This is a genomic window from Corynebacterium kutscheri (genome assembly GCF_000980835.1).
In the GTDB taxonomy this organism is placed as follows: domain Bacteria; phylum Actinomycetota; class Actinomycetes; order Mycobacteriales; family Mycobacteriaceae; genus Corynebacterium; species Corynebacterium kutscheri.
In genome coordinates, this window is the sequence record NZ_CP011312.1 from 490600 (window position 1) to 514917 (window position 24318).

Below are 24318 nucleotides of genomic sequence, written 5' to 3' on the forward strand. Positions count from 1 at the left end.
CTACAGCTCCTTGTGCGTATCGACGGTTGTTCCTACCGGACTAGCCATGTGTTGTTCTTTCTTGCGTTGTTTTTTCTTTTCTTTTTTTAGAGCACGTTTTTCTGCTTGTCCAGAAACATCTGCGCCAAGGAAACGGATCATAATAAATGCAACAGTAAAGATAAGCAGAAAAATAAGCGTTGATAATGCTGAGGCGGAATTGAAGTTATTTTGGCGGACATCTTCTACTACCAGCTGCGAAATTGTTGCCGTAGGGGAGTTTGCAGAAGAAGAAATCAAAATAACTGGTAGATCGTACATACGTAGCGCATCTAGGGTGCGGAAAAGAATAGCTACCATAAGAGCTGGACGTACCAGGGGCAAAGTAATATGACGGAATTGTTGCCAGGTACTTGCGCCATCGACTCGGGCTGCTTCATAGACATCTTTGGGGATCATTTGTAGACCAGCCAAGATAAGCAATGCCATAAAAGGTGTGGTTTTCCATACGTCGGCAATAATAACGGCGGTGCGCGCTGCCCACGGATCGGTTGTCCAGTGGATGGGAGTACCCAATAAAGAGTTAATGATGCCGCGATCGGCAAAGATGAATTGCCATAGTTTTGCGGTTACTGCAGTAGGGATAGCCCAGGGGATAAGTACTGCAGCGCGTATGAGGGCGCGTCCGCGAAACTCGCGATTCATCACTAACGCCATGGATAGTCCGATAACGATCTCTAATGAGACGGTAACCAGGGTGAAAAACAGTGTATTGCCTACTGCGGGCCAAAAATCGGTGGCGATTACTCCATCAGGGCAGCTACGAATTGTTCCGTCGGCAGACATGCAGCGCTGAGTAAGCCAATAAAAGTAGTGTGTTAACCCGGCGAAGCCGCCTTCGGTAAACAAACCAGTTGTGGGATCCAGACTGCGATCAGATTGGAAGGAAAGATAAATTGCCCTCAGGATGGGATAACCAATAACAATGGCTAAAACTACTAGGGTGGGGGCGATTAATAAGGCGGCGTTACGGCTAGGTGCTTTCTTCTTTGAGGTTTGAGAGATAGGCGATGCGGAGCTAGCAGATGGTGCGCTCACAGGTTAAGGCTCCTTAGCATATGCGTGTGGTGAAAGTATGGGGTGGATTTTATATGACTAGAAAATAAAAGCTGGTGGGGCTTGATTGGTTGCTGGTTTTAATAATTTTTAAAGCTCACGTCCTGGCAAAAAATAGTAAGAACGTGAGCTTTTAAGTTAAGAAAGCAAGTGGTTAATGTGACGCATTCTCAATAGCTGCCTTCATATCAGCGGAGGCAGTATTGACATCCTTGGTTCCTTGCAATGCGGCATATGCATTGTCCTGGATAGCTTTAGAAATAGCTGGGTAGAACGGGCTTACCGGGCGAGGAGCAGCATTTTCCAAGGACTGCTTTAATGCAGGCAAATATGGGTATTTTTCAATGAGTTCGTTGTCATCGTAAATGGAGGCTAACACTGGTGGGAAGGAGTTATCCGCAAACCAGGTTTGGTTTTCTTCATTGATGATGAACTTCATAAAATCCAGTGCAGTGGCCTTATATGGTGAGTTGATATTAATGCCATTGTTGTAGCCACCGAGGGTTGAAACACCGACACCATCTTTGCCAACCAATGGGGCAACGGCAAACTTTCCAGCTACTGCAGAGGTTTCGGATTCTGCGTTGGTGTACATATATGGCCAGTTGATTGCATAAGCGGTCTCACCAGCAACAAATGCTAGATTGGTTTCTTCTTCGGTAGCGCTTAATGAACCAGAAGAAATAGTGCCATCGGAATAGCCGTCGACAAGTGCTTGGAGGCCTTCTTTGGCTTGATCACTATCGACGACTACCTTGCCATTATCGTCAAGAACATGTCCACCAAAACCTTCGATAAAGCCGGTGGTGTTTACCGTTAAACCTTCATACTGTTTGAGCTGGAGAGTCAGACAATCCACATTGGACGTCTTTGCGGCCTCACAGCTGGTAGCTAGTTCTGCCCAGTTTTGTGGTGCCTCCGGAATAATTTCCGTGTTCCGGAACAGTAACTGACCATTGGTGTTTTGCGGCAATGCATACAAGGTTCCGGCATAGGTGGCGGAATCAACAGTTGCTTGCAAGAGATTTGAGGTATCAACCGAAAGATCACCAGTTAATGGGGCAATCCATTGGTTTGCCGCAAAATCGGCTGTCCAGACCACATCGAGTGCCATAACATCGTAGTCGGCGTTGCCGGCTTGTAGAGACTGAACTAGGGTATCGCGTTGGTCATCAGCTTCACCGGCTAACTCTTTGAGTGTTACCTGTTCATCTGGGTGAAGCTCATTCCATTTTTCGATAATTGGAATGATTTTATCGGTATCGTTCTTACCCATTGCAAAGCTAATGGGGCCGCGGCCATCCGCTTGAGTTGTTGTTGAGGAAGAGCCGGAATCGGAGGAACAACCAGCAAGTGCAATAACACCGGTGAGTGCCGTAGCAGCAAGAATAATGCCGGTTTTCTTCGTAAAACGGGTAGCCATAAGGGGAGCACCTTTCAGTAGGGTTCTTCCCATGAATTTAGTGAGCTTCTTCTGGCTTTAGGAAACTTGTGATACCCATTACCCCCAAAATAAGTTATTACTTGTGAGTAATATGGGTTATCGCATGATCGCTATGTTGGATTTTCGTCGATAAATGCGGTTACTTTTTCCATTTCAGCAATTGCTGTTAGGCGTTTATCGTCGATAAGCCCACGGACAATAACAGATGATCCTAATCCGGCAAGGGGGGCAAGTACCGCTTTTTCTAGTCCACGGTAATTGTGCCAGCCGGTGCACAGTACGCGATCTGGAGTACCAGCAGTAACTACTTTGGCTAATTCGGGAGTGGGATCGTAGTATTGGTCGCCATAAAAGCGCACGGTGGGGGCAAAATCGATCGCTGCAGGGGCTAATTGTTGACCGGTTTCTATTACTCCTCGCCCAAGTGGATCATCGGTTACAACAACAAGGTCACCATCAAAAGAGGTGTTAAGAGCACTGGTGGGCGTGCAGAATAATACGTCGCTTGGCTGTTGCACCGCATCAGGATTATTAGTGATGTTTACCTTAATATCGGTAGCTAATGCACCAAGGACAATAACAATTGTTTGCCAACTAGGCGGTAGTGCAATGCTTATAGTCGATCCCTGGTCGAGGTCGAGTTCTTCACGTAAAAAATGAGCCACTTTGGCCGTCCAATTATCCAAAGTCTGGGCGGAAAAATCGACCCTGCTGCCCGTGCTTTCGTTATATACGGTAAGCCGGGGACGGGCAGGGTCATCATGAAGCAGCGAACTCAATAGATTCATGATCGACCATCATAATGGTGACCACCTTAGTTATGCGAGGACAAGTTTTTTGCTTATCGACGATTAGCTAACTATCCGCTAGTTAACACAGCGTGGGCTCGTGCCGCCAGCATTAATTTCTGGAGAAACAATGGCTTCGCCATTATCTGATCCAGGAGAGCCAACAACATTTGATGTATCCGGTGCTGTTTCTTCGCTGCGTGGTCCGGTGTAATCACTGGCTGCCACCACAATGACGGTATTTGAATCAAGCGTGGAATTTTCCACAATAGGCAGTCCACCTAGTTCGGCGGCAATAGCAATGGCATCGGGATTACTTGCATCAGCAGCAAGAACTTGCGAGCTAGAATACACCCCTTCGGTGGCATTTGCTGTTTCTGTGATGGTATAGCCTTTTTCTATTAATGCGGCAGCTATCTGCGAAGCCAGGCCGCTACTGTAGGTGGCGTTAAGCACGTGAATCTCGGCAGAAGATGAAACAGTGGTGGTCTCTGGTGCTGCTGACGTCGTGGTTTCCGGCTGGTTTTGATTCAACAACTGATCGAAGAAGTCATGTACTTGTTGCACATCGACGGTGACAATTGATTCACCGTAATCACCAACACCGTCAATTGAGGTTACCGGGATGGTATTAAAGGAAACCCTGCCCCCAGCAAGATTTTGTAACTGGGTAGCAAAGCTCATAATGTCCCATCCTTCGTCGATAACAACAGAGCGAGTTACCGCTTCGCCGAGTTGCGATAACGTAGCAGGATTGGTCAGGGTGCCAGAACTAAGCACTTTATTTACCAAGGAAGCCATATATGCTTGCTGACGTACAATACGATCCAAGTCGCCGCGGGGTAGTCCATGACGTTGGCGAACAAAAGCTAGTCCTTGTGCCCCATCTAGCGTTTGTGTTCCGGCTGGGAAGTCGGCACCAGAATATTCGTCATAGACGGTATCGTTGAGACAGACCTCAACACCATTAACTGCATTGGTTAATAACACAAAACCCAACAGGCCAACCTCAGCGTAATGATCTACCGTGACGCCGGTGAGATCACTAATAGCACGGATAAGTGCTTTGCGCCCGGCATCTTTTGAGCGCTCTTCTAGCGTTTGTTGGTTGCTTAAACCTTGTTCAACTAGTTCGGCACGTTCTTGATATTTGTATGCCGAATAGACACCATTGATCTTTGTATTCCCGATCTCTGGATCATGGATATAAGTATCGCGCGGAATTGAAATAGCGGTGGCTGAGGAACCGTCGTTAGGAACGCGAATCACCATCATAGTGTCGGTATTATCTGCTTCCTCATCACCGGCGTGCAGCATATCGGTTTCTTCTTGAGTGAGCGGATTTCCCTGGGCATCAGTACGTGAATCGGAGCCGACTAATAAAATATCGGTAGCACCATCAAGGGCGTTGTTTTTGACTCCGCCACCCCCACCGAGCTCTAGATTGCCGGAGGCAACAGTGTTTCCAATGCGTCCAACGGTGTAATAACCCATTCCAGAAACGACGAGAACTAGCGTGGAAAGAAAAGCTACCAGCACACGCAAGGTTTTTGGGGTGGCTTGAGCCGTATCCGGACCTGGTGGCGGAGGTGCTTGAATAGCACGGGTAGGGCGATACTTCTCAGTCATAGATATAAGTTATGCTCCTGAATCGGGTACCTACGGATATGTGGAATTAAAAGTCGACTGTAAAACCAAACATCCTCAGGCTGCTGGGTCTCTTACACATACCAGCAGATAAAACACTGGTTATATTGTCTGATCCAGCAATGAAAAATTCATAGCCACATATTTTGATGCCTAAACAATTGTCTAAAGCAAAAGGCGACTACCTAATTACAGAGGATTTTAGGCGAGAATCAGCTAAGTAGGAAAGGCGACAGGCATATTTTCCACCTAGGGCAATTTTGCATTTTTATTTGCGGGCAGCCAGAAACAGATAAGTGCACGGAAGAAAAGTATCTGAGATAACGCGCTACACACAGGCGTTGAGTAATCAGCTCAGTTAAAAGTACCAGTACACTTGTGCTCGTGAATAAGCCCATTGCAGTAATTACGGTGACCTACTCTCCTGGCGATCATTTGGCAGCTTTTATTTCATCGCTAGCTACGGCAACACAGCGTGGTGTAGAAATCTATCTAGCCGATAATGGTTCTACTGATGGTGTGCCGCAACAGCATGCGCATAGCCAAGACAATGTGCATTTTTTGCCAACTGGCGGCAATATTGGTTACGGCAGCGCTATTAATTATGCAGTGGCTTCTTTAGCTCAGGCGCGTGAACAGGGGCGTATCGACGCTGATTTTTTTGTTCTTGCTAATCCTGATGTGACCTTTGAACCAGGTTCGATTGATGCCATGATTCAGTGCGCCAGGCGCTGGGAAGAAAAAGGGTATCGGGTTGGTGATGTCGGTCCTTATATCCGTCAAAGTGATGGTTCAGCTTATCCTTCTGCACGAGCAGTACCCACGGTGATCAATGGTATTGGGCATGCGTTATTTGGTGCGATATGGAAGAACAATCCATGGTCGAAGTCTTACCGTGATAATGCGGTTATGGATCAAGAACGCAGTGCCGGCTGGCTTTCTGGGTCATGCTTAGTGGTTAATTGGTCTGCTTTTGATGAAATTGGTGGTTTTGATCAGCGGTATTTCATGTATATGGAGGATGTGGATTTAGGTGATCGTTTTGGTCGCGCTGGGATGGTTAATGTTTTTTGCCCTAGGGCGGTTATTACCCATGCGGTGGGACACGCTGCCGGAAAAAATCCAGAGAAAATGCTCCCGGCACATCATGATTCGGCCTATCGTTTTCAAGCTGATCGTCATCCATATTGGTGGCAGGCACCATTGCGGTGGGCATTGTGGTGTGGATTAAAAGTGCGCGCCTATGTGGCAGTGGTAATTGCACAGAAACGCGGGAACCGCTAGAGCTGGTAAAAAGCGTCGAAAAGCAAGAAGAATGCGTTAAAAAAGCTGTGCCTATTGCTAGTGATCAGGCGTGGGCTGACTAGGCTTAGTGAGCAGTGTGACATAATTTCCGTGCTGAGCAACTGTGTTCAGCGAAAGAAAGGTTAGACCATACATGCTGGATGCATTTGCTGCTTTAGATGAGATCACCCCACGTGATGATGTTGATGCCGTTATTTTGGTTGGTGGAAAGGGAACTCGCCTGCGCCCGCTGACAGTATCAACTCCTAAGCCCATGCTACCTACGGCGGGCGTGCCTTTTTTGAGCCATTTGCTTGCCCGAATTAAAGCAGCCGGAATTACTCACGTGGTATTAGGTACCTCTTTTAAGGCTGAGGTATTTGAGAGCTACTTTGGTGATGGCAGTGATTTCGGTATGGAGATCGAGTACGTTGTAGAGACTGAGCCACTAGGTACCGGCGGCGGTATCCGTAATGTTTACGATAAACTGCGCGCAGAGACGGTCATGGTCTTTAACGGTGACGTTTTAGGTGGTACTGATCTATCGGCAGTATTGGATTCGCATAAAGAAAAAGACGCCGATGTGACCTTGCATTTGGTGCGAGTACCTGATGCACGTGCCTTTGGTTGTGTGCCTACCGATGAAAATGGTTGGGTTACAGCGTTTCTGGAGAAAACCGAAGATCCACCAACCGATCAAATCAATGCCGGTTGCTATGTGTTTCGTCGTCACTTGATTGGCGAAATTCCGGCCGGGCGTGTTGTTTCGGTAGAACGTGATACTTTCCCTCGTTTGCTAGAAGAAGACCGCAAGGTTTTCGGCTATGTAGATCAAAGCTATTGGCGTGATATGGGCACTCCAGCAGACTTTATTCGCGGTTCTTCGGATATGGTACGAGGCATTGCACCATCGCCCTTGTTGCGCGGCCGAACCGGAGAGTCACTTGTTGATGATTCCGCCGGAGTGAAAGACGGTGTTTTGTTATTAGGCGGTACTGTTATTGGACGTGGCACCGAAGTTGGTGCTGGGTGTCGTTTGGATGACACAGTGGTTTTTGATGGGGTCACCATTGAACCAGGTGCAGTGATCGAAGATTCGATTATTGCCTCTGGTGCTCAGATTGGAGCTAATGCGAGAATTCGCGGCTGTGTTATCGGCGAGGGCGCGATAATCGGTGCTCGGTGTGAGCTGCTTGATGGCATGCGGGTGTGGCCTGGTGTTGAAATTCCAGATAACGGCGTCCGGTTTAGTTCCGACGCTTAAGTGGTGTTTATGACTCTTACCTAAGATTTTCTTAGCTAAGAGTCTGGCATTTTACTGTGATAGTGGAGCGACACGCGGCTCTCGTTAATCTAGTTTCGCACTTTTTATGCACCGCAATATATAGTGCCCCCATATTTTACCCCCTATGGGCAACGGTTGTGAAAATTGTGATTAGAGAAGTTAATGTGCTGGGGAAATGCTAAAAATATTGATCTGGATTAATGCTGAGGTTGACGGCATCTTGTGTTTGCGTGTTGAATCTCAAGTATGTAATTTACCAATGTGCCCTGGGGGTAAGTTCCCTGGGGTATGTTGATGACCAAAGCCACCGCATGTCTGGCCGCTTCATAGTGGTGCTAGAAAATGTGCGATATATATGAGGAGAGGAGTGTGGCGTGGAAGAAGTAGCGAGTAACGCCGCGCCTCGTTCTCGGACGTCTTTAGAGCTCACTCTGGATGATTTATTTGGAGCAGTTGAGCAGGAGTGGCAAGAACAGGCTCTGTGTGCCCAAACTGACCCAGAGGCTTTCTTTCCCGAAAAGGGCGGTTCCACTAGAGAAGCGAAAAGGATTTGTCAGGCCTGCTCGGTAAGAGATGAGTGTCTTGAATATGCCTTAGAACATGATGAGCGTTTTGGTATTTGGGGCGGGCTTTCTGAACGTGAACGTCGCCGACTTAAACGCGACATTGGTTAAGATATTTCTGTCTGTTATCACGGAATTTTTAACGCCGCTAACAAAGCTTGTGAGGCTTTCTTGTTAGCGGCGTTGCTGTATTAATTCTTTGGTTACCACTGAAACTCAGGGTCAATATCTTCGGGGCGAATATTAAGATAATTAGCTACCAGATAAGTCAATATTGTTTTTAAGAGTTCAACGCGCTCATAGGTGTTGTTTACTCGCTGCTCAATGGGCATGCGGAAAATAACTAACCGGCTTCTTGTGGGATTTCCTTGGGCATCTACTCCGGCAGAAATTAATCTGCCTAAAGGAACTGGACCGTCGGCAGCAATTTCCTCAGGAAGATCAATAATATCTGAGCGTAATCTCATACGCGGTATGGTGTCTACCGCAATATCGAGATAAGACAATTGAGAACTATAACGAGTGTGAATATCAGAATAGGCTTCTAGTACGGCAGCGTCGAAAAGCTCTTTTCGAGAGCGAAATCGCGGTACAGCATGAGGAATAAGCGGGCCGCGGGTACCTCTGCCATGTCGATCGCGTCTTGCTCTAGTGTGCATGTCTTTTAGATTAAGGCGTGCTATGGATGAACTTTTGTTAGGCACGCCGTGTGGGGCAAGTGTGGTCATATCGTAGAAAGCGCTAGAGTAATATCTCGTGAATCAATTTCGTCGGTGCTCCAGGCCTGGCTGCGGCAAACCTGCTGTAGCAACGCTTACCTACGCTTATGCGCGCTCTATTGCCATGGTGGGCCCGCTTATCGATAACGATGATCCGCACAGTTGGGATTTATGTGAACATCACGCTGCCCGTATTACCGCACCCGTGAACTGGGAATTGGTACGCGTGGAAGATATTGAAGAAGACGATGAGGAATTAACGGCGCTAGCAGATTCGGTGCGTGAACCACTTCCAGCTACGCCACCACCAATTTTGAACTCAACTAATGATTATGGCGCACAACATCCAGTGCATCGCAATCAGCGTAAACAAGTTAAACGTGGACACCTTAGCGTGGTTCCAGAACCTAGCGAGAGTTCTTAAAAAATAATTAGTACAACGTACAGAAAAACTGTGTAATACACCCTAAGGTTACCCAGGTATGTCTGCAGTAAGTCGACGTTGGGTTAGCTGATGTCTAAGATAAGGCGTCTAAGAATTTTTATTGTGCCTTGGTATAAAGGCGGAAGGAAGGGCTAGGAAAGTTGAGCCGCTCCCGGGAATCGGTCACCAGTGTAATTAAAGCCTATGACGTTCGTGGCGTAGTAGGAAAACAGATCGACGCCGAGTTTATTTATGATGTTGGTGCAGCCTTTGGCCGACTCATGCGTGAAGAAGGTGCTGAGCAGATTGCTATCGGTCATGATATGCGTCCTTCCTCGCCAGAGCTTTCCCAAGCTTTCGCTCAGGGCGTAATCTCTCAAGGGCTTAATGTTCTTTATCTAGGACTAAACTCTACTGACCAGCTTTATTTTGCTTCCGGTAGCTATAACTGCCCAGGCGCTATGTTTACTGCCTCACATAATCCAGCAGAATATAATGGCATTAAATTGTGTCGCTCTGGGGCTCGTCCAGTTGGCCAGGAAACCGGTTTGGCTGAAATCATCGATATGCTTGTTGCTGGGGTACCTGCATTTAGTGGTGCTCCAGGTCAAATCCAACAAGGAGATTCGCTTACTGCCTATGGTGCGTACCTACGCGAATTGGTAGATCTGAGTGGTATTCGTCCGCTTCGTGTTGCAGTAGATGCTGCTAATGGCATGGGTGGTTACACTGTGCCAGAGGTTTTCGCTGGTCTGCCGCTAGAAATTGAACCATTGTATTTTGAACTTGATGGTACGTTTCCTAATCATGAGGCGAACCCGCTTGATCCGAAGAATTTGGTTGATCTTCAAGAATTTACCCCACAGGTTGGTGCAGATATTGGTCTCGCTTTCGACGGTGATGCTGATCGCTGTTTCGTAGTCGATGAGCAAGGTCAACCGGTAAGCCCTTCTGCCATTTGTGCGATTGTTGCTGAGCGTTATTTAGCGCAAAAACCAGGTGCAACCATTATTCATAATTTAATTACTTCTAAAGCTGTGCCAGAGATCATCGCCGAAAATGGTGGCGTTGCGGTACGTACTCGGGTGGGACACTCCTTTATTAAGGCAAAGATGGCGGAAGAAAAAGCTGTTTTTGGCGGTGAGCATTCCGCACACTATTACTTCACCGAATTTTTTAATGCTGATTCTGGTATTTTGGCTGCCATGCACGTCTTGGCGGCATTAGGTAGCCAAGACAAGCCATTAAGCGAAATGATGGCCGCTTATAATCGTTATGCTGCTTCCGGTGAAATTAACTCCCGGCTGAATTCTGCTGCTGAGCAAAAACAACGCACCCAGGCAGTTATTGATGCTTTTGAATCCACCGGGCGCATTGAAAGCGTTGATGAGCTTGATGGGGTGACAGTACAGTTACGCGATACCCCAGCCTGGTTTAATGTGCGTGCTTCCAATACCGAGCCACTGCTTCGACTTAATGTTGAAGCACCGACAACTGCTGAGGTCGATGCATTGGTAGCAGAGATTTTAGGAATCATTCGCGGATAAAAATATGCTTTTCGACGTTTCTTTATGTTGTTGTCAGCAGTGAAGAAAAAATGAACAAACGTGCCCGCGGGATAATTCTTGCGGAAACGTTCTTACCCTAAGCGGGAAATCAACCTAAACTAGGGCAGTAATGAGTACATATGATTCAGATCCTGGCAGTCGGGTAGATGTAGCTACCGGTTATGACAAAGAAATCGTGGGCTTTTATGATCTTGCTCACGAAGGTGCCCAGCTGAGGTTAATTGCTTCGCAAGTAGCAGCTGGTGAGTTTTCTTCCTTGCGGGGATTTTCTCCGCGCAGCATTGTTATTGTGGCTGGTGATGGATTAAGTGCGGTAGTTGCTCGGTTAGCAGTGGCATTGCGCACACCACTTGCCATGCCGGTGGTAATCAGCGATAGTTTGCCGACCTATGTAGGCGCTCTTGATGTCGTTATTGTGGTGACCGAAAAAGGTGATGATGAAACGCTGAGTAAAGCGGTAATTACTGCTGGTAATAGAGGATGTGTGGTAGTGCTGTGTGCGGCTGCGGGGTTATTGAAAGAAGATGCTGCTAAAGATGCTTTGGTATGTGCATCATTGCCACAGGTAGAAGGGCCATCGCCCATGCGTACTGTGGGCGTCATTTTGGCCTCGATTGATAGTTTGAGCGAAGATCCACTCATTTTGGCTCAGCATTTAGAGCATATGGCAGAGCTTATTGATCAAGAACTTGAGATTTGTTCGCCAGAACGCGATGAGGTGGTTAATCCCGCACGCCAACTTGCGCAGCTTGATGGCCGGATTATTCATACTGGCAAGAATCGCGTTGGTCTAGCCGTAGCTGAAGCCGTGACTTATCTTTGGGCGACACAAGGGCGAACCAGTACCAGTCTAAGCTTTGTTGAATTGGGCATAGCGCGGGAAAAATTTATAGGTAATTCTACTGATATTTTTTATGACCCATTCTTTGATGAGGGCTCTAACCTGCTACCGTTAAACATCGTTGTTTGGTGTACACCGGAGCCAGGGTTTGTCGGTGCTATTGCTCAGTCAACGAAAGATCCCACTCCCTTGGGCTCGCCGCTGCAATTGTTAACCAGAGCTTTTGCTGCGACCGCCTTCTTTTAGTTGGGCTAGTAGCATATGCGTTGCAGTTAGCTACCGGAGATAAAGGGATGTGCGTGCTGTGAATAAGGTATGCACACGATTTTGGAAGGACATGTGTTTGTGATTACGCCGCTTGTGCCGCGGATGCAGAATTACCCTTGGGGCTCGCGTACGTTAATTGCGCAGTTACAGGGGCGAGAAGAAAGTGCTAAGCCGGAGGCAGAACTTTGGTATGGTGCGCATCCTGCTGGATCTTCAACTATCGGTGACTCGCAACAGAGTTTGCTTGAGCTTATTAATGAATGTCCTCAGGAGCAGTTAGGTGAGGATGTTATTGCTCGGTTTGGTCAGCGGTTGCCATTTTTGTTAAAAATTTTGGCTGCTGGTGAACCACTCAGCCTCCAAGCACATCCCACCCTAGTGCAGGCACAGGAAGGCTTTGCACGAGAAAATGAGCTAGGCATTGATATAGCGGCGAGCAATCGCAATTACCGCGATGATAATCACAAACCAGAATTATTAGTAGCACTGACTGAATTTCACGCAATGGCCGGTTTTAGGCCACTAGAGCGTACCAAAGAACTTTTTCATGCGATCGCCTGCCCAGAATTGGATCGCTATGTTGGCATGCTTGATGATGCCGATTCAGCTCAAGGGCTTCGAGCACTTTTTACCACGTGGATTACTATCCCATCCGGGGTACGCCATCAGCTTATCGACGCCATCATAAGCTGTGTAGAAACAGCTATTGAGAAAAATATTGGCACGTGGGTAGAGCCAGTATTGCGCAATCTGGTGGTGCTTAATAATCGCTATCCAGGTGATATCGGTGTTCTTGGTGCTTTGTTACTGAATTATATTATTTTGCAGCCTGGTGAGGCTATTTATCTAGATGCCGGTAATTTGCATGCGTATGTTTCTGGGCTAGCAGTAGAGATTATGGCTAACTCGGATAATGTGTTGCGCGGCGGTCTGACTTCTAAATATGTCGATGTACCTGAACTGGTTAAAGTATTACGATTTGAAACTCTTGCTGATCCATTAGCAAAGCGTAATGGACATGAGTACGAAGTTCCTATCGATGAATTTGTCTTATCTTGTTTTGATGTCGACGGTGAATTGACTTTAGACAGTGATAAGCCAAGCATAATTTTATGTACTAGTGGGCAGATTCTTATTGGTGAATATGAATGTGGGCCTTCACAAGCGGTGTGGGTTTCAGCTGATCATGGTGATGTTGTTCTTAGCGGCACTGGAACTGTTTTTGTGGCCAGTATCTCTTAGGTTAGGAAAAATAGATGCTAACGCTAGTAGGTAGTGTGCTGCATTAGGAGTTTTGGCATCATCGGGGAAGAAGATTATTACAAAATATGGTGTAATCCTTCAAGCGATATGAGTCAGTTTTTATATTGCTGATGCTTAGTGTGAAAGGCACCCTGTATGATCGAACAGCTTCCCATTCTGACAATTGTGCCCTCGGTGGCTGCTATTGTGCTAGCAATTGCCACCCGACGGGTTTTATTAAGTCTTGGAATTGGTGTGCTGCTAGCTGCGCTACTGATTAATGATTTTCACCCAGTAGGAACAATTCAACAGGTTTGGCGTGCATTCGCTGGTATTTTTTGGCTATTCGATGAGGGTCAGCCTAACACCTCAAGTATCTTTATTCTGCTCTTTTTAATTATTTTGGGCATTATTACCTCCTTGGTTTTTATGACCGGTGGCACAGAAGCCTTCTCAGATTGGGCGGTGCGTCGAATAAAAACCCGGCGCGGGGCAAAATTTTTTGCCGCTGCATTAGGAGTAGTGATTTTTATTGATGACTATTTCAATGCTCTTGCAGTGGGGCAAGTAGCTAAGCCGGTAACAGATCGGTATAAGGTCTCTCGGGCAAAATTGGCCTACATTATTGATTCCACTTCGGCACCAGTATCAATTCTGGCCCCCTTTTCTTCTTGGGGTGCTTCGATTATTGGTTTGATGACTCCTATTGTCGTGATGGGCGGAGTTGCCGCCAATGGGGTGGTGGCGTTTATGTGGTCAGCAGCAGCTAATTATTACGCTATTGCTGCGGTCACCTCGGTATTTTTAGTTATCGGGTTGAGCTGGGAATTCGGTTCAATGCGCAAAGAAGAACGCCGTGCTCTAGCAGAAGGTAAAACCTATGCCCCCGGAGCGGTCATCCCCGGCGAGTTATCAGAGGATTTGCCAGTGCATCGCCCGGGCGCACTGAATTCGCTTATTGTGCCTTTCCTTTTGTTGGTAGTAGGCGTTCTTGGGGCGATGTTTGTTACTGGTTACCTGGCAAGCGGTTCAACAAATCCTATTGATATGTTGGCTGAAACAATGGTGGCAGATTCGTTGCTTTATGGTGGTCTGATCGGGCTAGTTGCCTCTGTGGGCTATTTTTTCCGTATTGCACGCTATTCCACTGAACTAGATGTCTTGGTGTTATGCCGTGGGGTTAAAGGAGGCGCTAAATCTATGATGGGCGCAATTTATATCCTGGTTTTAGCGTGGATGCTTAGTTCTTTGGTCAGCGAACTAGGAACGGGACAATATTTAGGTTCATTGACTCAATCTTGGGGCGTGCCACCACATTGGTTGATCCCAGTGATGTTTATTGTTGCCGGCTTAATGGCTTTTTCTACTGGAACCTCGTGGGGATCTTTTGGATTGCTTATTCCAATCGCTGGTGATATTTTGCTTTCGGTAGGAGCCACTGAAGCAATCCTGCCAGCATTAGGGGCAGTTCTTGCTGGTGCGGTGATGGGGGATCACTGTTCGCCGATTTCCGATACAACGATTCTTTCTTCTACCGGTGCTGGCTGTGAGATCGTTACCCATGTGGCTACCCAATTACCTTATGCATTGGTGGTTGCGTTAGCAGCCTTGCTTGGTTATATAGTGCTAGCTGCGACTACCAATATTATTCTCGGATTAGTTGTGACTCTCGTATTGGTTACTATTTTTATTCTTATTGGATCATTACGTAGCGAGCGTCTAGAAAAGCTTCACCCAGTAGCTTTGGTTTAAGTACAACGAAGCTAAAAATAGTGCCAGGTAAGTTACCTGGCACTATTTTTTTTAGTTTATCGCGTTAGCAGAAACAGTAGGTGAAGCGGTCTCTGGTAAAGCGGTTGGGTGTGTAGTTTCGCTGGCCTGTGGGGTGGGGGTTATTTCTGTGTGGGGGGCACCTTGCTTGGGAATATCGACAATCGGATTATCTGGTTCTGGCATGATCGAAGTAGGGTTAGGCACTGTTTCTTCGGTGCTAGTGCTACTAGAACTCGGTGTGCTTGGTTTTTGTGAGGATTCAGTTGTATTGGTAGTGCTTTCGTCGGTTTCTTGCGTCATCTGATGCGGTGTACGTATTGGCTGTGCAGTAGTATCATGGCCTCGGTCAGGTGATGCTAGTGGTGAAGGTTGCGGTGTTGGCAAGATGCTGGGAGTGTTTATCGGCGAAGCAGTATTTTTGGCGGTATTTTTGGGTTCCTGACGTGGTGGTACGTAGGCATTAGGGGCAAGATAAGGATCATCTTGGGCAATTGTTGCCTGCCGGGATAGCGCCGTATTTTCTACTGACGTATCTCTAGTGATAGTGCTGTTTGTAGTAGAAGCAAGTGTGCGAATATCTGAGGCATGGGCAGTTACCTGGGCGCCAGCTTCGCCAGTGGCTTGAGTGCTTGGGCAACTAATTTTCCATACCCCAACACCAACTATGCAAGCCAAGGTGACACCGGAGAAAACAAAAAATGCAAACCGAGTCGTGCGAGTGTCGCTGTTTTGCTGCGGATTCACCTTTTCTCCTTATGCATCAGGTAGCACTATGAATCTCAACTTGATAACAGTTATCACCGTAGCACACATGGTGTACTGAGTGGAATATATAAATCTCCTGCTTGGGGTAGGTATTTTGATCTATGTGTATATTTTGGGTGAGTATTTTTATCGAAAAATACAGAAATTACTTCTTCCCATAGGCAAAAAAAGAAACTTATAATTTTATGTAGTTACCCTGCTGGTGTACGGCCAAATTTTTCGATATGGGTGAGTAAACGCTAAACAAGCGTGGTGAAGATACGCTGCGACAATAGTGTGGGTATAAAAGCAATTGAGATGGTGCCGAGAATTAAAAGATTCTGGAAGGAAAAGCTATGGGCGCGTGGGATGATCGTATTCTCAATGAAGATATTAATGTCGATTTTCTTGATGACCTGCTTGATCGTGAGGATAGTGAGATCATTGAGGCTATTCATGATGCATGTGTAGCAGCAACAAGCGGAGGACGTCTTTCTACGGAAGAAGAACGCAATGGTTTAGCGGCGGCAACCGTGGTAGCTATTTGGGCAGGTGCACCATTTAGTGGTGGTGAAATCGTCGAGAATTATCCTTTTATCCGTGAATTGATCGGTGAAGGTGATGAGGAATTACGCGAGAAAGCTGCTGAATTATTAGAGAATGCGGAAATAGAGGAAGATCTTGATGCATATTTAGAGGTGTTAAGTTAGTGTTTCCCAGTAGACCGTGGTGGGATAGTGTGGTCGAGAAAATTTCTCGATATGTTTTGTGGATCAGCCAGGTAGAGTAAACACAACTAGTGTTTGTCGCTGCTTGATATTTCTTATTCGGCATGTGCTGGGGATACGCGAAATATGAGCAGCTAATCTGAGGAGACCTGCCAAATATTATGGACGCAGTTGCTATGGACTATAAAGTTGCCGACCTTAGCCTTGCACAGGCGGGTCGCCATCAGATTCGGTTAGCTGAATATGAGATGCCTGGGCTTATGCAGTTGCGCGAAGAGTATCGAGCTAAACAGCCGTTACGTGGTGCGCGCATTGCCGGTAATATTCACATGACGGTACAAACTGCGGTGCTTATTGAAACCCTTACCATTTTGGGTGCGCAGGTACGCTGGGCAAGTTGCAATATTTTTTCCACTCAAGATGAAGCTGCGGCAGCTGTGGTAGTAGGTCGTGATGGTACCCCAGAAAATCCACAAGGCGTGCCAGTTTTCGCATGGAAAGGTGAGTCTTTAGTTGATTATTGGTGGTGCGTTAATCAAATCTTTAGCTGGGGTGATCAGCTGCCCAATATGATCCTTGATGATGGTGGTGATGCCACTATGGCTGTTATCCTGGGTAAAGAATTTGAAGAAGCCGGTAAGGTGCCTGTAGCTCAAGCTAATGATTCTGATGAATATCGGGCTTTTTTAGCCATGCTGGACGAGGTTATAACAAGTGAGAATCCACAAGATAAAAATAAGTGGACTAAAATCGCTGTATCAATAAAAGGCGTTACTGAAGAGACTACCACCGGTGTACAACGGTTATACCAGTATGAACAGCAGGAAAGATTGCCTTTCCCCGCCATGAATGTCAATGATGCGGTAACCAAATCTAAATTCGACAATAAATATGGCACACGTCATTCGCTTATCGATGGAATCAACCGCGCTACCGATACGCTTATTGGTGGAAAAAACATCCTTATTTGTGGCTATGGTGATGTGGGTAAGGGCTGTGCGGAGGCTATGGCCGGTCAAGGCGCGCGGGTAAAAGTTACCGAAGCTGATCCTATTAATGCGTTACAAGCGCTTATGGATGGTTTTCCAGTAGTACATGTTGATGAAGCAATTGCTGAAGCAGATATTGTTATTACTGCTACCGGAAATATAGGGATTATTTCTTTTGCACACATGCTGGCGATGAAAGATCATGCGGTGTTAGGCAATATTGGCCACTTTGATAATGAAATTGATATGGCTAGTTTGCACTACCGTGATGATGTCACCAGGGTCAATATTAAGCCACAAGTCGATGAATTCACCTTGCCTAATGGTAAATCTATTGTGGTTCTTTCGGAAGGTCGACTATTAAATTTAGGTAATGCAACCGGTCATCCTAGTTTTGTTATGTCTACTTCTTTTGCTGATCAAACTATTGCCCAGATCGAGCTATTTAATAATGATGGCAGTTATACTAACCAGGTTTATCGCCTACCAAAAATTTTGGATGAAAAGGTTGCCCGTATCCATGTGGAAGCCTTAGGCGGTACCATTACCAAGCTGACCAAGGAACAAGCCGCTTATATTGGCGTTGATGTTGCTGGGCCATTTAAACCAGAACACTACCGGTATTAAAAAACGATGATTATTTCTATTGAAGGCATTGACGGTGCCGGCAAAAATACGTTGGTAACTGCTTTAAAAGAGCGTTTCGACGCACATACCATTGCTTTCCCACGCTATCGGGATTCTCTCCCTGCTCAGCTTGGTCAGGCTGCTCTGTATGGAAAGATGGGGGATCTAACGGATTCTATTTATGGTATGGCTACGCTTTTTGCTTTGGATCGTCATGGAATTAAAGAAGAGATTGCAGCATATAGTTCCGGAGGCGAGAAAACAGACAAATTATTGCTGTTGGATCGTTATAGCGCTAGTAATGCTGCCTATTCTTCTGCTCGGGCAGAAAACGATGAACTTTTTGCTTGGGTTGAGAATTTAGAGTTCAAAACTTTAGGACTTCCTCGACCCGATTTGCAGTTATTGCTGGGCACTGCTCCACAGTTAGCTCAGCAACGAGCACAATATCGAGAAGCTACCGATGATACCCGGGTCAGAGATCACTATGAGTCTGATTCCGGTTTACAGGAACGCACCTTCGCTGCATATGTGCGGTTAGCACAGTTAGACTGGGCAAGTCCATGGTGGATTATTCAGCCGACCCAGGATGTAGCTCAGGTTGCAAGTGAAATCGCTCATTGGGCGGGAAAAAGACTAAACTGATGCCAGGATACGGTTTTTAGTTTTACGATCGTTCTCAAGAAAGGACGAAACATCTATGCCGCAGAAAATTCTCGTGGTCGATGATGACCCAGCAATTTCTGAGATGCTTACCATTGTGTTGCAGGCTGAGGGCTTTGACACTGTCGCAGTAACAGATGGGGCACTAGCGGTAGACACCTTCCATCGGGAACGGCCAGATTTGGTGCTATTGGATTTAATGCTGCCCGGAATGAATGGTATTGATATTTGCCGGAGTATCCGTGCCGATTCAACAGTTCCCATCGTGATGCTCACCGCTAAAACTGACACAGTTGATGTGGTTTTAGGTTTGGAGTCAGGCGCTGATGATTATGTCAACAAGCCTTTTAAACCTAAAGAGTTGGTAGCGCGTATTCGCGCTCGTCTGCGTCGTAGTGAAGAAGAACCCGGCGATAGTATTGAAGTCGGTGATTTATTTATCGACGTTCCAGCCCACGTCGTTAGCCGTGGGGATGAAGAAATACAACTGACCCCGCTGGAATTTGAATTGTTGCTGGAACTATCTAGTAAGCCAGGGCAAGTGTTTACTCGTGAAGCACTCTTGCACAAGGTATGGGGCTATCGAAATGCTTCCGACACTCGATTGGTCAACGTCCATGTGCAGCGGTTGCGAGCCAAAATTGAAAAAGATCCTGAAAATCCACAGATCGTGCTTACGGTACGTGGCGTGGGGTATAAGACGGGGCAGGAGTAAGTCCTATTTTTAGGCAGCGAATTCGTCGGCTACGCATAGTTATTAGCCATCGGTGGCGCACCTCTTTGCAGCTACGCGTTTTAGGATCTATTTTTGCGGCTTCGGCAGTAGTGATGGGTATTTTAGCGGTTATTTTGATCAGCTTTGTTACCCAGAATTTGGTGAATTCAAAAATAGATGCTGCCGATGCCGAAATCGATCGAGCACGCATGTCGGTGGAGGAACAAATTAACTCCACCTCGAGTTCGACCAGCCTACAAACAAGATTAAATTCTGCTCGCGCAGTTTTAACCTCGCGTAATTCTCAGTCATTAGATCGACAAACCACTTATGAGCCGATCATTGTGGTGAGTAATCCTGATGGGACTGTGGTCAGTTCCCCTGAAGGGTATCGGATTCCAGAACGGCTGCGCAGTTTTGTCAGCCAAGAGCAGATTTCTTATCAGTTCGCCACCATTGATCGTGCTGATGGTAGTGCATATAAAGCGCTTATTGTTGGTACTCCAACTGAAACCAATATTCCTCATTTACAGGTTTATTTGGTTGCTTCAATGACCCAAGAAGAAACTACCTTGGCGTTATTGCGGGGCTTGTTTTCCGCAGCAGCCATTGTTGTGGTGGTGTTATTGGTTGGTATCGCGTGGTTGCTCACCCAACAGGTCATTACCCCGGTACGTAGTGCAAGTAGAATTTCGGAACGCTTTGCTGCTGGTCATCTGCGTGAACGCATGGTTGTTGAGGGTGAAGATGAAATGGCCAGACTGGCCATGAGCTTTAATTCCATGGCGGAATCTTTAAGTAAGCAAATTACCCAATTGGAAGAATATGGTAATTTGCAGCGTCAATTCACTTCGGATGTTTCCCATGAGCTGCGCACCCCGCTGACTACGGTACGCATGGCAGCTGATCTTATTGCCGATGATGCTGATGACCTTTCGCCAGGAGCACGGCGCGCTAGTGAGCTTATGGTGCGTGAGCTTGATCGTTTTGAATCTTTGCTTAATGATCTACTAGAAATTTCGCGTCATGACGCTGGCGTTGCAGATCTTACTGCCACCGAATTTGATATTCGTAGCTGTATTAATTCTGCCTGGCAGCAAGTCGATCATCTGGCCCAAGAGTTAGCTGTTCCAGTGGAATTTGAGCTACCAGAGCGACCAGTAATGGTTTCAGCGGATAATCGTCGTATTGAACGTATTTTGCGCAATCTCTTAGCTAATGCGATTGACCATTCGGAATCGAATCCGGTAGTAGTCAAACTCGAAGAAAGCGATAGTGCTGTGGCGATTGCTGTTCTCGATCATGGGGTCGGGCTTAAGCCAGGACAAGAAGAACTAGTATTTAACCGTTTCTGGCGGGCTGATCCTTCTCGGGTTCGTCATTCTGGAGGCACTGGATTAGGTCTTGCTATTGCCCGGGAAGATGCGCTTTTGCATGGCGGTATTCTCGATGCTGAGGGTGCATCTGGGATAGGTACAATGTTTAGATTGGTTGTTCCTAAAACCCCTGGTAGTGATATAGGTGAGCCACCTATTGCATTACACATACCAGCAGTGTTAAACCAAGAATCAGAAGAAAACGCAGGCAGGGGAATAGAACATGGGTAAAAGAGCTGTTGTCTTGTTTTCTATGACAGCACTGCTTGCTGGATGCACGTCCTTGCCGGCCAGTACCGAACCAGAGGTATTGCGCAGCTTTGGCGCACCTGCAAGTACCCAAGCTAATAGGCCAACAGTCAATTTAGCACCTGATTTATTAGTGCGTGAGTTTTATGCCAGTTTTGCCCGACCAGAGCAGCAGTATCAGCTATCGCGTAGCTATTTAACCGATACAACAGCGATTTCTTGGAAACCCAGTGAAGAGCTTTTAGTTCTTGATCGCGTTGATGTGAATTACAGCTACGATCAAGAAACCACGATGGAAAGCCCTTCGGCAGAACGCATTGTTACCTATGAAGTAACCGGTACGATCACAGGTGTTATTACTGCCGGTGGCGCTTATGAGCCACGTAATGAACAATACCGTCAGGAGATTGATCTAGAGCAGATTGATGGTCAGTGGCGTATTAGCAGTTTGCCTAGCACGATTGCAATAGAGACAGCTAAACTGCGCAGCACTTATCAGGTGAAAAATCTTTATTTTTTTGAACCTGGTGGAGTCTCTTTGGTTTCCGATCGACGCTGGATTGCTTCTGGTTCGGCTGATCTTGGTTCGTCTCTTATTACCTTGCTTCTTTCTGGACCGGCTCGAACATTATCAGCGGGGGTACTTAATGAGATTCCAAGTTCGGCTGCTTTTGCCGGTGTGGAAGAAGGCGTGTACCACCTTACCGGGCTAGCGTCACTTGATGAACCCGCGCGTGCCCGATTAATTGCCCAATTGGTCTGGACTTTAGCACTTGCCGATGTTCCCGGACCGTACACTTTCGCTATTGATTCTGATGTCTTTTCTTTAGCAGCAACAGGCGCTATGGAACTTGATGTGGATGATTTTGCAGAGTACAACCCGCAAGGATCTACCTCGGTGATTGGGCAGCTGTACTTTTTAAATGATGGTTCGCTTATGCGCATGTACGGCGATAATTTAGAACCAGTACCTGGATTTTTAGGTGTTTCCGGGGCGATTGAATCTGCCGATATTAGTGCAGCTTTAGATGCTGCGGCAATTGTACAAACGAGTGGAAATGATGAAAATAAGCGTTCGACGATGCTCGTTGGCGAGATTGAAGGCAATTATTCGGAAGTATTGAGTGCGCGTACCTTGACCCGACCAAGTTTTGATAGTTTTGGTTCCTCGCTGTGGACAGTACTTGATGGTGAAACAGTATTGCGGTTAGTGCGCTCTAGCGGTACTGGGGAGATTACCCAAACTGAAGTAGACACCAGTGCATTGGGGGAAAACCGGGGGACTATATCGGTTTTCCGGTTATCTCATTCTGGTGTGCGGGTGGCCTTCATTATGGATGGTCGGGTATATACAGCTACTGTTGCTCGACCTAATGCCGGTGAGCGTCGATTAGTAAATATTCAAGAAATTCTTCCTGCTATTGAAGATTCTGCGCTCAGCGTAGATTGGGATAGTAATGATGGCTTGATTATTGGCACAACCAATATTGACACTCCGATTTGGCGGGTAGAACAAGATGGTTCGGCTGGTTATAGTCTGCCCAATAACAATATTGCTGCTCCAGTAGTACAAGTAGGGGCAAATTCAAGCACAATTTATGCCACCGATGCCCGTTCCACAGTGGAGTTTAGTGTTTCTGGGAGCGGTTCGAGTTTTTGGCGAGAAGTGCCGGGATTAGAAGGAGAACGTAGCGTGCCAATTATCTCACACTAGAACAACGGCACTATGGACGAGATTTTTTCGTCTATGTCTATATGGAGCTTATTTTTCCTCATCATTGTGCCGGGTGTGGTGTAGCCGGTTATCGGTTGTGCTTACCGTGTCATCAAAAATTATGTAGTGCACCTCAGCGCATTTCTACCCGAGTAAATATGCATATTCCTACCTGGAGTTTGGGCGCATTAGGTGGGGTTCGTCGAGAAGTCATTATCGCTTTAAAAGAACGTGGGCGAAAAGATATGATTCCTTACCTTGGCCCTATTGTGCGCGCGGCTGTGGAATTTCTTATCGCAGCTGGTGAACTTGAGGAAGAAATTGTATTGATCCCGGCACCGACTAGACGGCTTGCTGCCTCACGTCGAGGTGGTGATCCGGTGTATTTAGTGTGTCGTAATACTGGCTTTCCAACGTGGAAAGCACTGGAGCACACTCGGTCAGTAAAAGATTCAGTGGGGTTATCAGCGACACAGCGGCGAGAAAATATGAGACATGCGGTAGTGCCCACCGCTTTTCTACCACCGGAACAAAAATGGCAACTTCTTGCTTGGCTCCGCCAGCGGGCATGGGTTCCTAGCGATGGGCGGGGGTGGCGAACCCCAGCTACCACTAGGGCAATTTCAGGTTTGTCGGTAGTGCTTGTCGACGATGTTATTACTACTGGTGCGACCCTTGCGGCAAGTGCTCAACTGCTGGCTAGTGCCGGTGTTCAAGTACGTGGCGCATTAGGGTGGAGCAATGCTTAAAGGTATGGGGGTAGTAGGAAAAAGTTAACACATTGTGGCGTAAAGGTTATGACCAGAGGTATTCTTGAACTGGAAGTTGATCCCGCCATGAAGGGATACACGGGTAATCCCACTCGTACATTCCCGGCGGCTGAACAGGAAGGTATGTCGATATGACCACGCCTGCTGCTAGCAACGAGACCTTGAGCCCAGAAGTCAAGGTGACCATCACAGGACGTAATGTTGAAGTTCCGGATCATTTCGCGGAGCGTGTTCATTCTAAGTTGATAAAGATTGCCCGGCTAGATCCTACTTTGACCTTCTTCCATGTTGAGTTGCAGCATGAGCGTAACCCACGCCGCGCAGAAGAAAGCGATCGTATTCAGATCACTGCCACCGGTAAAGGGCATATTGCTCGTGCCGAAGCAAAAGAAGATAGCTTCTATGCGGCGCTAGAAACTGCTTTATCTCGTATGGAGCGTTCTTTACGTAAGGTAAAGGCGCGTCGTTCGATTTCTATGTCCGGCCACCGGGCACCATTGGGTACTGGTGAGGTTGCTGCCGAATTGGTTCACGAAGCAGAGCAAGCAAAACGAGAGAGCCAATACGATACGGATCCATATGCCGATAAGGTAGAAGATGTTCTACCTGGTCAGGTGGTGCGTGAGAAGGAACACCCGGCCACACCTATGACAGTTGATGAAGCACTGAGTGAGATGGAACTGGTGGGACACGATTTTTACCTCTTTATGGATTCTGAAACTCAGCGGCCATCGGTGGTTTATCGTCGGCACGCGTTTAATTATGGTCTGATTACTCTGGGGGAGTGAGATCGCACTTGCGCC

General features: G+C 47.0%; 22 protein-coding genes. 16 read left to right on the forward strand and 6 right to left on the reverse strand.

Translation table 11 applies throughout. From position 1 onward, the window contains the following. The 4 genes from UL82_RS02250 to UL82_RS02265 form a co-directional block, all read right to left on the reverse strand. Positions 1 to 1044 (reverse strand): carbohydrate ABC transporter permease, encoded by a 1044-nt coding sequence (locus UL82_RS02250; protein ID WP_046441096.1) that lies wholly within the window; start codon positions 1042 to 1044, stop codon positions 1 to 3. Positions 1045 to 1249: 205 nt separating this feature from the next. Beyond that, the gene (locus UL82_RS02255; RefSeq protein ID WP_046438805.1) at positions 1250 to 2518 is read right to left on the reverse strand and encodes an ABC transporter substrate-binding protein; all 1269 of its coding nucleotides are present in this window, start codon (positions 2516 to 2518) and stop codon (positions 1250 to 1252) included. Positions 2519 to 2649: 131 nt separating this feature from the next. Next, positions 2650 to 3327 carry a TIGR03089 family protein gene (locus UL82_RS02260; RefSeq protein ID WP_046438807.1) on the reverse strand — a complete coding sequence of 226 codons (678 nt, stop codon included), beginning with the start codon at positions 3325 to 3327 and terminating at the stop codon, positions 2650 to 2652. 78 nt (positions 3328 to 3405) lie between these two features. Next, a complete protein-coding gene (locus tag UL82_RS02265) occupies positions 3406 to 4956 on the reverse strand; it encodes an LCP family protein (protein ID WP_046438808.1) in 1551 nt (516 codons plus the stop codon). Positions 4957 to 5358: 402 nt separating this feature from the next. Here UL82_RS02265 and UL82_RS02270 point away from each other — a divergent pair, with 402 nt between their 5' ends. From UL82_RS02270 to UL82_RS02280, 3 genes are all read left to right on the forward strand, one after another. Beyond that, positions 5359 to 6258, forward strand: coding sequence for a glycosyltransferase family 2 protein (locus UL82_RS02270; protein WP_052735975.1), 900 nt, complete (start codon positions 5359 to 5361; stop codon positions 6256 to 6258). A 154-nt stretch (positions 6259 to 6412) separates the two neighbouring features. Then, the gene (gene manB / locus UL82_RS02275) at positions 6413 to 7522 is read left to right on the forward strand and encodes a mannose-1-phosphate guanylyltransferase (RefSeq protein ID WP_046438811.1); all 1110 of its coding nucleotides are present in this window, start codon (positions 6413 to 6415) and stop codon (positions 7520 to 7522) included. Between the two features lie 452 nt (positions 7523 to 7974). Next, the gene (locus UL82_RS02280; protein WP_172595906.1) at positions 7975 to 8217 is read left to right on the forward strand and encodes a WhiB family transcriptional regulator; all 243 of its coding nucleotides are present in this window, start codon (positions 7975 to 7977) and stop codon (positions 8215 to 8217) included. A gap of 92 nt (positions 8218 to 8309) precedes the next feature. On the opposite strand, the gene UL82_RS02285 is transcribed toward UL82_RS02280, so the two are convergent. After that, complete coding sequence (locus UL82_RS02285) at positions 8310 to 8765, reverse strand: metallopeptidase family protein (RefSeq protein ID WP_046438814.1); 456 nt, start codon at positions 8763 to 8765, stop codon at positions 8310 to 8312. Between the two features lie 97 nt (positions 8766 to 8862). Between UL82_RS02285 and UL82_RS02290 the strand changes: the two genes are divergently transcribed. From UL82_RS02290 to UL82_RS02310, 5 genes are all read left to right on the forward strand, one after another. Further along, a complete protein-coding gene (locus UL82_RS02290; protein ID WP_046438815.1) occupies positions 8863 to 9249 on the forward strand; it encodes a DUF3499 domain-containing protein in 387 nt (128 codons plus the stop codon). Between the two features lie 161 nt (positions 9250 to 9410). Next, a complete protein-coding gene (locus UL82_RS02295; RefSeq protein WP_046438816.1) occupies positions 9411 to 10796 on the forward strand; it encodes a phosphomannomutase/phosphoglucomutase in 1386 nt (461 codons plus the stop codon). Positions 10797 to 10926: 130 nt separating this feature from the next. Next, positions 10927 to 11904, forward strand: a complete 978-nt coding sequence (locus UL82_RS02300) for a hypothetical protein (RefSeq protein WP_046438818.1) — start codon at positions 10927 to 10929, stop codon at positions 11902 to 11904. Positions 11905 to 12006: 102 nt separating this feature from the next. Next, on the forward strand, positions 12007 to 13167 hold the full coding sequence (gene manA, locus UL82_RS02305) for a mannose-6-phosphate isomerase, class I (RefSeq protein WP_269078410.1): 1161 nt from the start codon (positions 12007 to 12009) through the stop codon (positions 13165 to 13167). Positions 13168 to 13323: 156 nt separating this feature from the next. Then, on the forward strand, positions 13324 to 14919 hold the full coding sequence (locus UL82_RS02310) for a Na+/H+ antiporter NhaC family protein (protein ID WP_046438821.1): 1596 nt from the start codon (positions 13324 to 13326) through the stop codon (positions 14917 to 14919). Between the two features lie 51 nt (positions 14920 to 14970). Here the strand turns inward: UL82_RS02310 and UL82_RS02315 are convergent, their stop codons facing one another. Next, positions 14971 to 15684: a hypothetical protein gene (locus UL82_RS02315; protein ID WP_046438822.1), complete on the reverse strand. Its 714-nt coding sequence runs from the start codon at positions 15682 to 15684 to the stop codon at positions 14971 to 14973. Between the two features lie 356 nt (positions 15685 to 16040). Between UL82_RS02315 and UL82_RS02320 the strand changes: the two genes are divergently transcribed. The 8 genes from UL82_RS02320 to hpf all read left to right on the forward strand — a co-directional run bounded on the left by UL82_RS02320 (position 16041) and on the right by hpf (position 24303). Continuing rightward, positions 16041 to 16394, forward strand: coding sequence for a DUF4259 domain-containing protein (locus UL82_RS02320; protein WP_046438824.1), 354 nt, complete (start codon positions 16041 to 16043; stop codon positions 16392 to 16394). 179 nt (positions 16395 to 16573) lie between these two features. After that, positions 16574 to 18028 (forward strand): adenosylhomocysteinase, encoded by a 1455-nt coding sequence (ahcY, locus tag UL82_RS02325; RefSeq protein WP_046438825.1) that lies wholly within the window; start codon positions 16574 to 16576, stop codon positions 18026 to 18028. Between the two features lie 6 nt (positions 18029 to 18034). Then, positions 18035 to 18673 (forward strand): dTMP kinase, encoded by a 639-nt coding sequence (locus UL82_RS02330; protein WP_046438826.1) that lies wholly within the window; start codon positions 18035 to 18037, stop codon positions 18671 to 18673. A 55-nt stretch (positions 18674 to 18728) separates the two neighbouring features. After that, positions 18729 to 19406: an MtrAB system response regulator MtrA gene (gene mtrA / locus UL82_RS02335; protein WP_046438828.1), complete on the forward strand. Its 678-nt coding sequence runs from the start codon at positions 18729 to 18731 to the stop codon at positions 19404 to 19406. A gap of 41 nt (positions 19407 to 19447) precedes the next feature. Then, complete coding sequence (gene mtrB, locus UL82_RS02340; protein WP_232009568.1) at positions 19448 to 21013, forward strand: MtrAB system histidine kinase MtrB; 1566 nt, start codon at positions 19448 to 19450, stop codon at positions 21011 to 21013. Next, complete coding sequence (locus UL82_RS02345) at positions 21006 to 22745, forward strand: LpqB family beta-propeller domain-containing protein (RefSeq protein ID WP_046438830.1); 1740 nt, start codon at positions 21006 to 21008, stop codon at positions 22743 to 22745. The genes mtrB and UL82_RS02345 overlap by 8 nt, the downstream gene beginning before the upstream one ends. A 41-nt stretch (positions 22746 to 22786) precedes the next feature. After that, positions 22787 to 23494, forward strand: coding sequence for a ComF family protein (locus UL82_RS02350; RefSeq protein WP_046438831.1), 708 nt, complete (start codon positions 22787 to 22789; stop codon positions 23492 to 23494). Between the two features lie 152 nt (positions 23495 to 23646). Further along, complete coding sequence (gene hpf, locus UL82_RS02355) at positions 23647 to 24303, forward strand: ribosome hibernation-promoting factor, HPF/YfiA family (protein WP_046438832.1); 657 nt, start codon at positions 23647 to 23649, stop codon at positions 24301 to 24303. Positions 24304 to 24318 lie beyond the last annotated feature (15 nt).

Bases quoted from the DNA above. Each gene is read 5' to 3' on its own strand.
- UL82_RS02255 (WP_046438805.1), bottom strand. From the start codon at position 2,518: ATGGCTACCCGTTTTACGAAGAAAACCGGCATTATTCTTGCTGCTACG.
- UL82_RS02260 (WP_046438807.1), bottom strand. From the start codon at position 3,327: ATGAATCTATTGAGTTCGCTGCTTCATGATGACCCTGCCCGTCCCCGG.
- UL82_RS02265 (WP_046438808.1), bottom strand. From the start codon at position 4,956: ATGACTGAGAAGTATCGCCCTACCCGTGCTATTCAAGCACCTCCGCCA.
- manB (WP_046438811.1), top strand. From the start codon at position 6,413: ATGCTGGATGCATTTGCTGCTTTAGATGAGATCACCCCACGTGATGAT.
- UL82_RS02285 (WP_046438814.1), bottom strand. From the start codon at position 8,765: ATGCACACTAGAGCAAGACGCGATCGACATGGCAGAGGTACCCGCGGC.
- UL82_RS02300 (WP_046438818.1), top strand. From the start codon at position 10,927: ATGAGTACATATGATTCAGATCCTGGCAGTCGGGTAGATGTAGCTACC.
- UL82_RS02310 (WP_046438821.1), top strand. From the start codon at position 13,324: ATGATCGAACAGCTTCCCATTCTGACAATTGTGCCCTCGGTGGCTGCT.
- UL82_RS02320 (WP_046438824.1), top strand. From the start codon at position 16,041: ATGGGCGCGTGGGATGATCGTATTCTCAATGAAGATATTAATGTCGAT.
- ahcY (WP_046438825.1), top strand. From the start codon at position 16,574: ATGGACGCAGTTGCTATGGACTATAAAGTTGCCGACCTTAGCCTTGCA.
- UL82_RS02330 (WP_046438826.1), top strand. From the start codon at position 18,035: ATGATTATTTCTATTGAAGGCATTGACGGTGCCGGCAAAAATACGTTG.
- mtrA (WP_046438828.1), top strand. From the start codon at position 18,729: ATGCCGCAGAAAATTCTCGTGGTCGATGATGACCCAGCAATTTCTGAG.
- UL82_RS02345 (WP_046438830.1), top strand. From the start codon at position 21,006: ATGGGTAAAAGAGCTGTTGTCTTGTTTTCTATGACAGCACTGCTTGCT.
- UL82_RS02350 (WP_046438831.1), top strand. From the start codon at position 22,787: ATGGAGCTTATTTTTCCTCATCATTGTGCCGGGTGTGGTGTAGCCGGT.
- hpf (WP_046438832.1), top strand. From the start codon at position 23,647: ATGACCACGCCTGCTGCTAGCAACGAGACCTTGAGCCCAGAAGTCAAG.